General features: G+C 67.4%; 12 protein-coding genes. 5 read left to right on the top strand and 7 right to left on the bottom strand.

The window, feature by feature from the left end:
• Positions 1 to 85 precede the first annotated feature (85 nt).
• From AC0J5J_RS13555 to AC0J5J_RS13565, 3 genes are all read left to right on the top strand, one after another.
• Positions 86 to 466: a DUF1294 domain-containing protein gene (locus tag AC0J5J_RS13555; protein ID WP_474898479.1), complete on the top strand. Its 381-nt coding sequence runs from the start codon at positions 86 to 88 to the stop codon at positions 464 to 466.
• 118 nt (positions 467 to 584) lie between these two features.
• Positions 585 to 1178 carry a DinB family protein gene (locus tag AC0J5J_RS13560; RefSeq protein ID WP_474898480.1) on the top strand — a complete coding sequence of 198 codons (594 nt, stop codon included), beginning with the start codon at positions 585 to 587 and terminating at the stop codon, positions 1176 to 1178.
• A gap of 127 nt (positions 1179 to 1305) precedes the next feature.
• Positions 1306 to 3657, top strand: a complete 2352-nt coding sequence (locus AC0J5J_RS13565; protein ID WP_474898481.1) for a sulfatase-like hydrolase/transferase — start codon at positions 1306 to 1308, stop codon at positions 3655 to 3657.
• A gap of 3 nt (positions 3658 to 3660) precedes the next feature.
• On the opposite strand, the gene AC0J5J_RS13570 is transcribed toward AC0J5J_RS13565, so the two are convergent.
• Positions 3661 to 4383 carry an AAA family ATPase gene (locus tag AC0J5J_RS13570; protein ID WP_474898483.1) on the bottom strand — a complete coding sequence of 241 codons (723 nt, stop codon included), beginning with the start codon at positions 4381 to 4383 and terminating at the stop codon, positions 3661 to 3663.
• A gap of 150 nt (positions 4384 to 4533) precedes the next feature.
• Between AC0J5J_RS13570 and AC0J5J_RS13575 the strand changes: the two genes are divergently transcribed.
• Positions 4534 to 4974, top strand: a complete 441-nt coding sequence (locus tag AC0J5J_RS13575) for a ribosomal maturation YjgA family protein (RefSeq protein ID WP_474898485.1) — start codon at positions 4534 to 4536, stop codon at positions 4972 to 4974.
• 6 nt (positions 4975 to 4980) lie between these two features.
• On the opposite strand, the gene AC0J5J_RS13580 is transcribed toward AC0J5J_RS13575, so the two are convergent.
• The gene (locus AC0J5J_RS13580) at positions 4981 to 5325 is read right to left on the bottom strand and encodes an iron chaperone (protein ID WP_134424195.1); all 345 of its coding nucleotides are present in this window, start codon (positions 5323 to 5325) and stop codon (positions 4981 to 4983) included.
• Between the two features lie 311 nt (positions 5326 to 5636).
• Between AC0J5J_RS13580 and AC0J5J_RS13585 the strand changes: the two genes are divergently transcribed.
• Entirely contained in the window at positions 5637 to 6350 is a 714-nt protein-coding gene (locus AC0J5J_RS13585; protein WP_134424196.1) for an alpha/beta fold hydrolase, read from the top strand.
• A gap of 86 nt (positions 6351 to 6436) precedes the next feature.
• Here AC0J5J_RS13585 and AC0J5J_RS13590 read toward each other — a convergent pair whose 3' ends face one another.
• The 5 genes from AC0J5J_RS13590 to AC0J5J_RS13610 form a co-directional block, all read right to left on the bottom strand.
• Positions 6437 to 7588 carry an ROK family transcriptional regulator gene (locus AC0J5J_RS13590; RefSeq protein ID WP_134424248.1) on the bottom strand — a complete coding sequence of 384 codons (1152 nt, stop codon included), beginning with the start codon at positions 7586 to 7588 and terminating at the stop codon, positions 6437 to 6439.
• 35 nt (positions 7589 to 7623) lie between these two features.
• Positions 7624 to 9759, bottom strand: a complete 2136-nt coding sequence (locus AC0J5J_RS13595) for an alpha-galactosidase (RefSeq protein ID WP_474898487.1) — start codon at positions 9757 to 9759, stop codon at positions 7624 to 7626.
• A gap of 113 nt (positions 9760 to 9872) precedes the next feature.
• A complete protein-coding gene (locus AC0J5J_RS13600; RefSeq protein WP_134424197.1) occupies positions 9873 to 11216 on the bottom strand; it encodes an ABC transporter substrate-binding protein in 1344 nt (447 codons plus the stop codon).
• A gap of 59 nt (positions 11217 to 11275) precedes the next feature.
• Positions 11276 to 12220, bottom strand: a complete 945-nt coding sequence (locus tag AC0J5J_RS13605; RefSeq protein WP_134424198.1) for a carbohydrate ABC transporter permease — start codon at positions 12218 to 12220, stop codon at positions 11276 to 11278.
• A 4-nt stretch (positions 12221 to 12224) separates the two neighbouring features.
• Positions 12225 to 13181, bottom strand: coding sequence for a carbohydrate ABC transporter permease (locus tag AC0J5J_RS13610; protein WP_134424199.1), 957 nt, complete (start codon positions 13179 to 13181; stop codon positions 12225 to 12227).
• Between the last annotated feature and the right edge of the window lie 28 nt (positions 13182 to 13209).

Genomic DNA, 13209 nt, shown 5'->3' on the forward strand with positions numbered 1-13209 from the left:
ACCCATGAAACAGACCACGCCTCGGCGCCGGACCAAGCCGGCACGGCAGACGCGACCCCGACGTCAGGTCGGCACGCGACGACGGATGCCCGCCCGCGCCGGTACCGGAGCCGCCGCCTACCTCGCCGTCGTCGCCTTCGCGGCGGCCTACCTCGTCATCGACGCCTACCGGCCGATCTCGATCTGGGTGGCCGCGTATTACCTGGCTCTCAGTGTGGCCTGCTTCGTCGTCTATGCCGTGGACAAGTCCGCCGCCGTGGCCTCGCGCTGGCGGGTGCCGGAGAACACTCTGCTGCTGCTCGGGCTCGCCGGCGGCTGGCCGGGGGCGATCGTGGCGCAGCAGGTGCTGCGGCACAAGACGAAGAAGGTCACATTCCGCTCCGCCTTCTGGGGCACCGTGGGGTTGAACCTGGCGGCCTTCGTCGTGGTCTTCTCGCCGCTTCTGCCGGGCATGCTGGTCGGCTGAAGCGACCGGAGCCGACCGGAGGCGACCGGAGCCGACCGGAGCCGACCGGAGCCGACCGGAGCCGATCCGACCGGAGCCGATCCGACCGGAGCCGACGCGGCGAGTGCCAAGCTGGGGCATGACCGATGCGAATGCGAAGGCGGACCTCCAGCGCTATCTCCAGGGCGGACGGGAGGCCCTGCTGTGGAAACTCGACGGGCTGTCCGAGTACGACGTGCGTCGCCCCGTGGTGCGCACCGGCACGAATCTGCTCGGCCTGGTCAAGCACCTGGCCGGGGTCGAAGTCGGCTATTTCGGCGAGACGTTCGGCCGTCCGTTCGCGGAATCCCTGCCGTGGATGGACGAGGACGGCGAACCCAACGCGGACATGTGGGCCACTCTCGACGAGTCTCGCACGCAGATCGTCGACCTCTACCGACGGGTCTGGGCGCACTCGGACGCCACCATCAACGCACTGGATCTGGACGCCATCGGGCACGTCGCCTGGTGGCCGGAGGATCGGAGCCAGGTCACGCTGCAGCGGGTCCTCGTGCATCTGGTATCCGAGACCCACCGTCATGCGGGGCATGCCGACCTCGTGCGGGAACTCATCGACGGGGCCGCCGGTCACAGGCCCGACAACGACAACATGGCCTCCGGGGATCAGTCCTGGTGGGATGCCTATCGGGCCCGATTGGAGGCGACGGCACGCGAAGCCGGCGCCGGAGGCTGAGCCGCGGCAACCGGGCGGCGCGGGTTCGGCGCTGCCCGCGCACTTGACAGTCCAACCCTGCGTGCAACTCTCGAAGGTGCAGAAGGCCGGCGCCCCTGCCTGGTCTCAGGCGACCTGGAGGTTTGTGATGGGAATTGTGGAATACGAGCCGGGAACCCCGTTTCCCGGTGAGATCGGGCGCACCACCGACGAGTCGAGTCCGGCCTGGCCGGCACCGATCCGGGCGAAGAAGGATGCCCCCAACGTGTTGACCATCGTGCTCGACGACACCGGCTTCGGCCAACTCGGCTGTTACGGCGGGCCGATCGCCACGCCGAATTTCGACGCGCTCGCGGCCAACGGTGTGCGCTACAACAACATGCACACGACGGCGCTGTGCTCGCCCAGCCGCTCGTGCATCGTGACCGGGCGCAACCACCACAGCAACGGCATGGCGGCGATCACCGAGCTGGCTTCCGGCTATCCCGGCTACAACGGTGTCATCCCGTTCGAGAACGGCTTTCTCTCGGAGATGCTGCTCGAGCAGGGTTACAACACGTTCATGGTGGGCAAGTGGCATCTGACCCCGAGCAACCAGGAGACCGCCGCCGGCCCGTATACGCGGTGGCCGCTGGCCCGCGGGTTCGAGCGGTTCTACGGCTTCCTCGGCGGTGACACCAGCCAGTGGTATCCGGACCTGGTCTACGACAACCACCAGGTCGACCCGCCGAAGACCCCGGAGGAGGGCTACCACCTCACCGAGGACCTGATCGACAAGTCGATGCAGTTCATCACCGATGCCAGGCAGGTCGACCCGGAGAAACCCTTCCACCTGCACCTCTGCTTCGGTGCGACGCACGCCCCGCACCACGTGCCGAGGGAATGGGCCGATAAATACGCCGGCCAGTTCGACGACGGCTGGGACGCCTACCGTGAGAAGACGTTCGCCCGCCAGAAGAAGCTGGGCATCGTTCCTCCCGACACGGAGCTCTCCCGCCACGACCCGGATGTTCCGGAGTGGGACTCCCTGCCCGAACCGGCACGCCGGCTCGCCAGCCGCATGATGGAGGTGTACGCAGGGTTCCTGGAGCACACCGACCACCACCTCGGCCGGCTCCTCGACTACCTGCGCGGCGAGGGCCTGCTGGAGAACACCATCGTGATGGTCATCTCCGACAACGGTGCCAGTGCCGAGGGCGGACCGACCGGCACCACCAACGAGGCCCAGTTCTTCAACAACGCCCAGGAGCCCCTGGAGGAGAGCCTGGCGCTGATCGACGAGATCGGCGGTCCGGCACATTTCAACCACTACCCGTGGGGCTGGTCCTGGGCCGGCAACACGCCGTTCCGTCGCTGGAAGCGGGAGACGTATCGCGGCGGCTCCACCGATCCGTTCATCGTCTCCTGGCCGGCCGGGATCACGGCCCGGGGTGAGGTGCGCACCCAGTACGCGCACATCATCGACATGGTGCCCACCCTGCTGGACCTGCTCGAGGTGAAGCCGCCCGCCGCGATTCGGGGCGTCACCCAGTCACCGCTGCAGGGGGTGAGCTTCGCCGACACCCTCAACGACCCGGCGGCGCCGACCCGGCATCACACCCAGTATTTCGAGATGCTCGGCCACCGCGCGATCTACCACGACGGATGGCGCGCCGTCTGCCCCTGGCCCGGCCCGTCGTTCACGGAGGCCGGCATGCCCTTCGGCCAGCCGATCTCCGCGGAGAAGCTGTCCGAACTCGACGCCACCGGCTGGGAGCTCTACCGGGTGGCGAGTGACCCGGCGGAGAACCACAATCTCGCGGGGGAACGCCGGGACATCCTGATCGCCATGATCGCGACCTGGTACGTCGAAGCCGGCAAATACGGGGTTATGCCCGTCGACGGCAGCGGGCTGGCCCGCATGGTGGTGGAGAAGCCACTGGTCTCCGTGCCGCGCGACCGGTACTCGTACCGGCCTGACACCCAGTCGGTCCCGTTCTTCGCGGGCCCCCGGGTGCTCAACCGGCCGCACAGCATCACGGCGGCGGTCGAGATCCCCGAGGGGGGAGCCGAAGGCGTGCTGCTGTGCCAGGGCTCGGCGGCGGGAGGCTATTCTCTCTTCGTCAAGGACGGCAAGCTGCACTACGTGCACAACTATGTGGGCCGGGCGCTGTATACCGTCTCCTCCCCGGAGATCCTTCCGACGGGGACGCACGACCTCCGCTTCGAGTTCGAGCCGACGGGTCCGCCCGACCTGAAGGCGGGAAAGGGCACACCGGGCCGGATGCAGCTCTACGTGGATGGTGCGCTCGTCGCCGATGCCGAGGCGCCGGTCACGGTCCCGTTCGCGCTGAACCCGGGCGTCCTGACCTGCGGCGCCAACCCCGGCTCGCCGGTGACGCCGGAGTACACGAGCCCGTTCCGGTTCACCGGCACGATCCGAGAGGTGACCGTGGACGTCAGCGGTGAACTCCTCTCCGACCCGGAGGCCGAGCTGCGGGCTCATATGGCGCGGCAATAAGGGTCAGAGGAGGTGCCGGAGGTAGCGCTCCGGCTCCTCCAGGAACGAGCGCCAGTCCCGCACGAGGTCGAGGTCGTCCCAGGCGCAGGGGCGGTACCCCCACGGCCCGACCTCATAGATGACGGCGCCCGGGAGGGACGCCAGGATCGGGGAGTGCGTAGACAGGATGACCTGGGAGCCGCCGGCGTCCAGGATGTCCTGCAGGTTGCGCAGCAGGGCGAGCGAGCCGGTGAACGAGAGGGCCGACTCCGGTTCGTCGAGAATCCACAGCCCCGGGTAGCGGGACCTCGCTGCGACGAGGTCGAGGAAGGACTCGCCGTGCGATCGCTCGTGGAACACCGGTTCGCTGCCGCCGGGATTGTCCTCGAGGTAGGTGAAAAACCCGTGCATCGTCTCGGCGCGCAGGAAGAAGCCCCCGCGGCCGGCCCCGAGACCCCGGCTCAGCCGCAAATGGTCGGCGAGGGCTGATTCACTCCGGCGGGTGGTGTGCCGGGAACCGGTCGATCCACCCTCCGGACCCATGCCGTAGGCACCCGCGATGGCCTCGACGAGGGTGGACTTGCCGACACCGTTCTCACCGACGAAGACGGTCACCGGGCCCAGTTCGAGGCCGCTGTCGAGGAGCTGACCGATCGGGGCGAGAGTGGCGGGCCAGGCGTCGCGGGCCAGCACGGGGGCGTCGGGATCCTCGCCCACGGAACGAAGCGGGCGCTCGTTTCTGGGCATGCGATCATTCTGCCTGACTCGTTGCCTGACCCGCATGGCCATCGAGGTGCCCGCCTGCCCCGCGTCCCGCCCGGATTGGGGCGCGGTGGGCTGGTGTGGAACTCTGGTCGAACGGTTATCGCATGTCGGAGGACGGAAACGGGGAGACGCATGAGCGAGCGACGCAGAGGTGCGTCCGGGGTGCCGGCCGCGCAACGGTCACGGACCGTGATCGCCGTCGTCGGGGCTGCCGTCGTGGTCGTCGGACTGGTCGTGCACGCATCCGTGGCCGGCGTGGCCGGTGATGTCGGCGGCGGTGCGCTCTACGCAGTGCTGGTCTATCTGGGGGTGCTGTTCGTCGCCCCGCGGGTGCGCGCGCTTCGCGCCGCGGCGATGGCCTTCGGCCTGTGTGCGCTGATCGAGTTCGCGCAGTTGAGCGGTGTGCCGGCCGCGCTCGCCGCGTGGTTCCCGCCGATCCGACTCGTGCTGGGCACCACCTTCGTCGCCACCGACCTGGTGGCCTACCTCGCGGGAGTGATCGTGGTCGCGGCGGCGGATGCTGTCGCCTGCCGGCGGCGGAGAGCAGCGGCGGTGAGCAGCGGCATCCGGTGAGCTGGGCTAGCCGGTGATTTCCGCCAGGCGTGCGGCCACGATCTGCTCGAGCACGTCGTCAGGCACCGGGTGGTCGGTCGTGAAGCGGATGGTGCCCTTCGACAGGGAGAAGCCTCCGAGGTGAGCGCGCACCGCATCGACCGCCGCGGGTGAGAACGGGAAGACCGACAGATGCTCTGCGCTGGCGGACACGCCGAGAAGCGGGCTGCCGTTCACCTTCAGGGTGGGGAGTCCGTAGCTGACACCGTCGACGGCGTCGGGTGCGAGCCGCCGGGCGATATCGATGACGTGCTGGAGCGCGTCGCGCTCAGGCTGGGGGACGGCGGCCAGGGACTCCTCAATGGAATTCATGACCCAGAGTGTTGCACGGCTACCGGTTCGGCTGAATCGGGCACTCGTGCCGCCCGCTCCACGGTCGGTGTTTCACGGCCCGCCACGGGCATCCGTCGTCACGCTATTGCGGAGTTTTTCGGGACGCACCGGTTCTCGTGGCTACCTGACCGGCGTGTTGCGAAAATCTCCGAAGTTAGCGAGGGGGCGGCAACGGATGCCCGGGGCCAACACCTCCGCACGTCGGCGGGGCGGGGTCTCGACGAGCTCGACCACCGGCGGGGCGGGGTCTCGACGAGCTCGACCACCGGCGGTCGGCCAATGCTCCCGGCATGGACATCATTCTGGTTCCCGGGTTCTGGTTGGATTCCACCTCCTGGTCACAGGTCACCCCTCCGCTGGTCGCGGCCGGGCATCGCGTGCATCCGCTCACCCTGCCCGGTCTGGAGGCCGTCGACGCGTCTCGGGCCGGTATCGGGCTGCGACAGCACATCGACGCGGTCGTGGCCGCGATCGACGCCCTCGACCCGCTCGACGGACCCGTCGTCCTGGTCGGCCATTCCGGCGGCGGAGCCATCATCCACGGTGCCGTCGACGCGCGTCCGGAGCGGGTGCAGCGCGCCGTCTACGTCGACAGCGGTCCGCTCGGAGAGGGCGGGGTCATCAACGACGAGCTTCCGGTCGACGGCGACGATGTGCCGTTGCCGCCCTGGGACGTGTTCGATGAGCCCGATCTCGTGGATCTGGACGACGACCTGCGGGCCGCGTTCCGCGCCCGCGCGGTGCCGCAGCCGCGTCGCGTGGCCAGCGACCGCCAGCAGCTGCACGATGAGCGTCGCTACGACGTCCCGGCCACGGTCATCGCGTGCGAGTTCTCCTCGGCCATGCTCGCCGAGTTGATCGCGGCCGGGCATCCCTACGTGGCGGAGCTCGCTCGCATCCGTGACGTCGAATATGTGGACCTGCCCACCGGGCACTGGCCGCAGTTCACGCGACCGGCCGAACTCGGCGCCGCTATCCTGGCCGCAGTCGACCGCGCGGCCTGAGGGAGAGGCTCCGCAACCGACGAGGGCGGCGGGAGAGAGCTAGGCGCACGGTTGCAGACTATGTGCCTGCAGACCTCGGGTCTGGCTCACGCGGTCATGGCGAGGGTGTCCAGGGTGCGCTGGATGGCGACGGCGGCGGCGCCGCGCGCCCAGGACGGGAAGCCCTCCTCGTCGAGCCGGAGGTCGATGGCATCGGCTTCCGGGTCGCGGTCGGCGCGGATCGCCGCCCACATCTCCTCCTCGACGATGGGGAGCATCGCCAGACCCTCGCCGGCCAGCACCAGATGCTGCACCAGGGCCAGGTTGGTGACCGCGGCGATGAAGTGCCCGAGCGCCCGGCCGGCGGCCTGCAGAACGGGCAGGGCGACGGGGTGGTCGTCTCGAGCCAGCTGGAGGACCTCTGCGAAGGTCACGGATGCGCCGATTCCCACCTCGACCTGCGACCGGATGCTGGGGATGGTGAGCATCGCCGTCGAACAGCCACGGTGGCCGAGAAAGCACAGCGGCCCGGTGGGGTCGAGCGGGAAGTGGAAGCCTCGTCCGAAGCCGCGGTCGGTGGTGCTGACCACGTTGTCGTACATGACGAGGCTGTAGCCGACTCCGGCGCCGATGGTGATCACAGCGAAGCTCGAGAGCCCTCTGGCCCGGCCGAACCAGTGCTCGGCGGCGGCCAGGGCCACCAGGTCGTTCTCGACCGTGACCGGGATTCCGAGTCTCTCCTCCACCGCGTCCGCCAGCGGCACCGAATTCCAGCCCAGATAAGAGCTGCGGTCGACAACGCGCTGATTCGAGACGGCACCTCCCACGCTGATGCCGACGGTGCAGAACGGCTGTTCGTTCGACAGCTCGTGAACCAGTTCGACGATCACGTCGACGACCGTGGAGACGTCGTGATCCGGCAACGGCCTCTCGGCCCGCCGCCCCACCGTGGCTTTGAGGTCTGTCGTGACGGCGACCGCCGCGTCACCGGTCAGTTTGATCCCGATGAACTGACGCGCATCCGCCCTGACGTCGAGCGGTTTCGCCGGCCGCCCCATCGCCCCGTCGGGCTGCTCGGTGACCTCGACCAGGAGGCCGCTGTCGAGGAGCGGCCTGACCAGCCGGGTCAGCGTCGCCAGGGACAGACCCAGTCGCTGCGACAGGTCGCTGCGCAGGATGGGACCGTTGATGAGCACCTCACGGGCAAGCTCGCTCGAGGGTGCGCGAAACCGGGGTTCGACAGCCTCGAGTAGAACCATTGTCGTCATGCTCCAGTCAGATCGGGTGCGCCTGGTTACAGACGTTCGAGTTCGATCAGGATAGCGCTCTCGGGGTAGAGGATCGGCGGGCGGAGGCCGACGAGCGCCAGCGCGAGGCCGCTGGCCTCGATGTCGGCCGTCGTCCAGGGCGGCGTCTGCGCCTGCGTCGTTCCCGCGGTTCCGGCAGGTTCCACGAGGCGAATCCGGTAGTGCGCGTCCGGGTCGAGACCCGGCAGGAGGAAGCGTGCGGGGTGGCTGCCGCCGGCGGGTGTGAGTTGCACGTAGGCGAAGAGCGCTTCGGAGCCGTCGTGGGCGACCACGCCGTGCACGAAGGATGCGTCGTCGGGCTGTGCCACCCGCACCACCCGGCCGGAGTGGAGCAGTCCCCGCTTCCGCTTGTAGTAGGAGGCCCATTCGCGCAGCGCCAGCCGTTCCGCATCCGTGGTCTCGGTGACGTCCCATTCGATTCCCGCGTGGCCGAACAGGGCGGTGATCGCCCGGAACGCCAGACTGTGCACCCGCCCGGTCGTGTGCGAGTGGGTAGGGCCGATGTGGGAGCCCAGCATTTCGGGCGGGATGGCGAACTGGGTGTAGCGCTGGATGTACTGGCGTTCAAGGGCGTCGTTGCAGTCGGAGGTCCAGAACCGGTCGGCATGGGCGGCCATCCCGAGATCCACCCGGCCGCCGCCCGATGAGCACGACTCGATCTCCAGGCCGGGGTGGCGCCGCTTGAGTTCGTCGAACAACCGGTAGACGGCATCCGTCTGGCGACGCACGCCGGCGCCGCCGAGGTGGGCGGCCTCGGTGAGCACGCGGTTGTGGTCCCATTTGATGTACGACACGTCGTATTCGGTGAGGATCGCGTCGACCTGGCCCAGAACGTGCGCATAGGCTCCGGGGTGCCCGAGGTCGAGCACCTGCTGGTGCCGGGACTCCGGGGGAATGCGGCCGCCGGCCTGGAAAATCCATTCCGGATGCGTGCGGTACAGGTCGGAGTCGACGTTGACCATCTCGCCTTCGAACCAGAGCCCGAACTGCATGCCGGCGGCGTGCACCCGGTCGATCAGGGGACCGAGGCCGTCGGGCCAGACGGCCGCGTCGACGACCCAGTCGCCGAGTCCGGCGAAATCGTTGCGGCGGCCGAGGAACCAGCCGTCGTCGAGCACGAAGCGCTCGACGCCGATCTCGCCCGCGACGTCGGCGAGTTCACCGAGCTTGACCAGGTCGTGATCGAAGTAGACGGCCTCCCACACGTTCAGTGTGAGCGGTCGGGGCGAGGACGGGTGCTCCGGCCGGGCTCGCAGCCACCGGTACAGTTTGTCGGTCATGCCGTCGATGCCGGTGGCGGAGAAGGTGGCCGCGACGGTGGGCGCCGTGTAGGTCGCGCCGGGCGGGAGAACGGCTTCGCCGGGCAGCAGGAGTTCCCCGGCACCGATGGAGGTCTGCCCGGAGGCGAGTCGCTCGACCTGATGCCGGGTGTTGCCGCTCCAGAGCAGGCCTGTGCTCCAGACCGAGCCGTTCTGATAGTCGGCTTCGGCTGACAGGGCGAGCTGCACGACGGTGTAGTCGTGGCTCGATCGGCCTTCGCGCACCTCGCGGGACCAGGTGCCGACCTGGATGGGGCGACGCTGGGGTTGGCGTTCCTTGAGCCACCGGCCGGTGAAGTCCATCGTCTCCACGGCGTGGTCGGGCAGGGGGAGCCAGGTGGTCAGTTCGTTCAGGTCGAAGGAGCCCGGACCCGTGTTGGTCAGGGTCTGGGAAATGAGCACGACGCCCGACGGCGTCATCTCGAACGAAACGGACACGCTGAGGCCGGCGGCCAGGTCGACGGAGTCGACCACCAGGGAGGTGCTGGTGGCGTCGACGTTGGTGACGGTGAACAGCTGGGACCAGTCCTGGCTGTCCCGGTGGCCGAGGACGGCCGGGCGGCCGAGGAATCCGCGGGCATTCTCACGCCAGATTCCGGGGACCTCCGGATCGTCGACGTTCGATTGGGGAACGCCGTCCTGCATCAGCAGGGTGAGGTCTTCGGTTCGTGTGGCCGGGCCGAGATCCTGGCCCCAGTAGACGACGGCCGGTGTGCCCGATGACACGTCCACCTGGAATGAGACTCCGTTGGCGGCGAGTTCGAGCAGGGAGTCGTTCTGGAGCAGGACTGCTGGCTGAGGCACGATTCGTTCCGATGTTTGTGGTGTGCGGGTGTGGTGCGGTCTGGTGGTGCGCCGGTCGGTGGGGCTCGGATGCTGTCGCACCCGAGTCCAACCGACCGGCCGTTACTGCGTGGCTACTTGAAGAGGTCGTTGACCTGCTTGTTGACCGCGGAGAGCGACGATGCCGGAGCCTTGCCGCTCATCACGGCCTCCATGGCCGGCGTGACGAGAGCGTTCACGTCGGAGCGGTGGTCGGTGATCGGGAACAGGAAGGTCGTTCCGTCTTCGACCTGGGTCGTGAAGGCGCTCACGTCGATGCCCTTGGCCTCGAAGGCCGCGACGGCGGTCTCGGTGGCCGCGGGGAGGGCCGGGAAGACGACGGCGGCTTCGCCGACGACGTTCTGGCAGTCGAGCGAACCCAGGTAGCTGACCCACTTCCAGGCCTCCTCCGGGTTCTCGGTGCCGGCCCAGATGTTGTCCGCGAGACCGTTGAACATGGAGGCGCGTTCTCCGCTCGGGCCGGTCGGGGTCGGGGCGACGGCCGGGGTGAAGGAGTCGTTGGCCGCACCGAACACGGCGCCGGTCATCCAGGAGCCGTTGCTGGCCATGGCCGCCTTGCCGGCGGTGAGCTGGTCAGACCAGCCGATGCCGGTCTGGGCTTCGAACGACGGCATGTAGCCCTTCTCGACGAGCGAGTACCACCAGTCGATGGTGGCCTGGAACTTGGGGTCGTCGAAGTTGTACTCGTCGCCCCAGGCGCCGTTGGTCTCTTCCCAGCCGGTGGTGTGGGCGAGGAAGCTCCACTGGGTCTGGCCGTCGGCGCCGCCGGAGTTTTCCATCCAGATGCCGTAGGTGGCCACCTTGTTCTTGTCGAAGCCGGGCTCGTCGCCGCGCACGCCGTTGGCGTCAACGGTCAGGTGAGCGATGGCAGCCTCGTAGGTTCCGCCGTCTTCCGGGTTCCATTCCAGGGAGCCGAGCTGTTCGGCGGTCAGGCCGGCGGCATCCGTGAACTGCTCGTTGTAGAACAGGGCGATCGTGTCGAAGTCCTTCGGCAGGCCGTACTGCTTGTCGTCGGTGCCCTTCCACAGGTCGCTGAGACCGTCCTGGTAGGCCCCGATGTCGACGCCATCAGCCTTGATGTAGTCGTCGAGGGGGAGGATCTGGCTGTTCATCATGAACTCGGGGAAGTTCGCGAGGTGGCTGGTGAAGACGTCGTAGTTCGCACCGGACACGAAACCCGTGTTGATCTTGTTCCAATAATCGTCCCAGCCGAGCTGCTCGACATTCACGGTGATGTCGGGGTTCTTCTTCTGGAAGTCAGCGGCGCACTGCTCGTAGGCGGGGAGCTGGTTGGCGTCCCAGAGTCCGTAGCTGAGGGTGGTGCCGGCCGCTGAATCAGAGGAGGCAGGTGCTGAACAGGCGGTCAGCACAAGAGGAATCGCGGCGAGGGATAGGATCGCCACTCGGTTCATCTTCATTGTCGTTCTCTTTCTCTTGGTATTGCGAGGGGTGGTGGGGGAGGGTGAGGTTGAGGGGGTCACTTGACGCCGGATGACTGGATCGAACCGACGATCTTGCGGCCGAAGACCAGCATCAGGATGAAGATCGGGACCGCGGCGACGAGGGCGCCGGCCATGAGGCCGGCCCAGTCCGGGTTGCCCTGGGGGGTCTGGGATTTGAAGATGCCGAGGCCCACGGTGAGGAGCTTGGAGGACTCGCTTTGCCCGACCAGGAATGGCCAGAGGTAGTCGTTCCAGTACTGTATGAACTGCAGGATGGCCAGGGTGATGATCTGCGGCCAGGCGAGCGGCACCACGATGGTGCGGAAGATGCGCCACTGATTCGCGCCGTCGATGACGGCGGCCTCGATGATGCTGCGGTTGATCCCGAGGAAGAACTGGCGGAGGAAGAAGATCGCGAACGGGGTCATGAACATGGTCGGCAACGCGATTCCGAGGATCGTGTTCAGCAGGCCGAGGTCCTTCACGAGGATGAAGTTCGGCAGCAGGGTGAAGATGCCGGGCACCATGAGCGCGATCAGGAAGATGGCGAAGACCTTGTCGCGTCCCTTCCAGTTGAGCAGGGCGAAGGCGTAAGCGGCCATGGAGCTGAACGTGACCTGGAACACCGTGATCAGCGTGCAGGCGGCGATCGAGTTGAGCATGTACTGGGCGAAGTTGATCGAGGCGCCTGAGCCGCCCTCCGCCATGGCCTCCTCGGGGGTGGCCAGGCCGAGGACCCGCTGGAGCGGGCCGAAGGTGAAATCGACCGGCAGGAGGCTGAGGGGCTCCGCGAACATGGCCCGGTTGTTACTGAACGCGGTGCGGAACATCCAGTAGATCGGGAACAGGGTGATCAGGATCACGATGATGAGCGCGAGCCCGCCGAAGAACTTCGCGACCTTCGATTTGGCCAGAGAGGGGTCATCTGCGCGCGAAGCCTGTTTGGCGGCGCGGCGGGCCTTGACGTCGATAAGGGACATGGTGCTACCTCTCCAGGTCGGATTCGTTGGCGCGGAGCAGCTTGTTCTGCAACAGTGCGATCGCGGCGAGGATGATCATCAGGATGACGGCCAGGGCGGAGGCGTAGCCGAAGTCCAGGCGCTCGAAGGCACGCTGGTAGATGTAGTAGTTGATGGCCCGGGTGGCGTCGACCGGACCGCCGCCGGTGGTCACGGCGATGGTGTCGAAGATCTGGAAGGAACCGACGACGGTGACCACGAGCACGAAGGCGAGCACGGGGCGCAGCAGCGGCAGGGTGACACTGCGGAAGACCCGCCATTCGCCGGCGCCATCGACCTCGGCTGCTTCGTAGACATCCTTGGGGATGGCCTGCAGTCCGGCGAAGAGGAGCAGCGCCGTGTAACCGAGGTGGCGCCAGACGTTGACCATGGCGATCGTGCCCATGGCGATGTTCTCGTTGCCGAAGAAGCCGACCTTGTCGATGCCGAAGAAGTCGAGACCGGCGTTGATGATGCCGAGGTTGTAGTCGCAGAGCCAGAACCAGACCAGGGCCACGATGACGTTGGCGATGAGGTAGGGAAGCATGATGACGCCGCGCACGACCATCGAGCGGGTGAAGCGTTGCATGAGAACGGCGAGTAAGAGTGCGGCCACGGTCTGGACGCCCACGTTGATGACCACGTATTGAAGGGTGACCTTGAGGGAGTTCCAGAACACCGGGTCGGTGGAGATCGCCACATAATTGTCGAAGCCGATGAACGTCGGCGGCCGAAGCAGGTTGTAGTCCGTGAAGCTCAGGTAGAGTCCGCGGAGAGCCGGCCAGGCGAAGAACACGATGAACCCGATCGATGCCGGTATCAGGAAGAGAACCGCGGACTTCAGTTGCGAGTCGCGGTTCGCTTTCTTCTTAACTTTCTTCGGCACCGAGCGTTTCCGGGGAGTGTCCCTCTGGGGGGCTTCCTTATCTGCGGTAATCGTCATCGATCGACCTCCTCAAACTTCCTTGTTG

The organism is Cryobacterium sp. TS_SC_7 (genome assembly GCF_056156285.1).

Coding starts and splice junctions, on each gene's coding strand:
- AC0J5J_RS13605 (WP_134424198.1), bottom strand. CDS start 12,220: ATGTCCCTTATCGACGTCAAGGCCCGCCGCGCCGCCAAACAGGCTTCG.
- AC0J5J_RS13560 (WP_474898480.1), top strand. CDS start 585: ATGACCGATGCGAATGCGAAGGCGGACCTCCAGCGCTATCTCCAGGGC.
- AC0J5J_RS13570 (WP_474898483.1), bottom strand. CDS start 4,383: ATGCCCAGAAACGAGCGCCCGCTTCGTTCCGTGGGCGAGGATCCCGAC.
- AC0J5J_RS13590 (WP_134424248.1), bottom strand. CDS start 7,588: ATGGTTCTACTCGAGGCTGTCGAACCCCGGTTTCGCGCACCCTCGAGC.
- AC0J5J_RS13555 (WP_474898479.1), top strand. CDS start 86: ATGCCCGCCCGCGCCGGTACCGGAGCCGCCGCCTACCTCGCCGTCGTC.
- AC0J5J_RS13575 (WP_474898485.1), top strand. CDS start 4,534: ATGAGCGAGCGACGCAGAGGTGCGTCCGGGGTGCCGGCCGCGCAACGG.
- AC0J5J_RS13610 (WP_134424199.1), bottom strand. CDS start 13,181: ATGACGATTACCGCAGATAAGGAAGCCCCCCAGAGGGACACTCCCCGG.
- AC0J5J_RS13600 (WP_134424197.1), bottom strand. CDS start 11,216: ATGAAGATGAACCGAGTGGCGATCCTATCCCTCGCCGCGATTCCTCTT.
- AC0J5J_RS13580 (WP_134424195.1), bottom strand. CDS start 5,325: ATGAATTCCATTGAGGAGTCCCTGGCCGCCGTCCCCCAGCCTGAGCGC.
- AC0J5J_RS13585 (WP_134424196.1), top strand. CDS start 5,637: ATGGACATCATTCTGGTTCCCGGGTTCTGGTTGGATTCCACCTCCTGG.
- AC0J5J_RS13565 (WP_474898481.1), top strand. CDS start 1,306: ATGGGAATTGTGGAATACGAGCCGGGAACCCCGTTTCCCGGTGAGATC.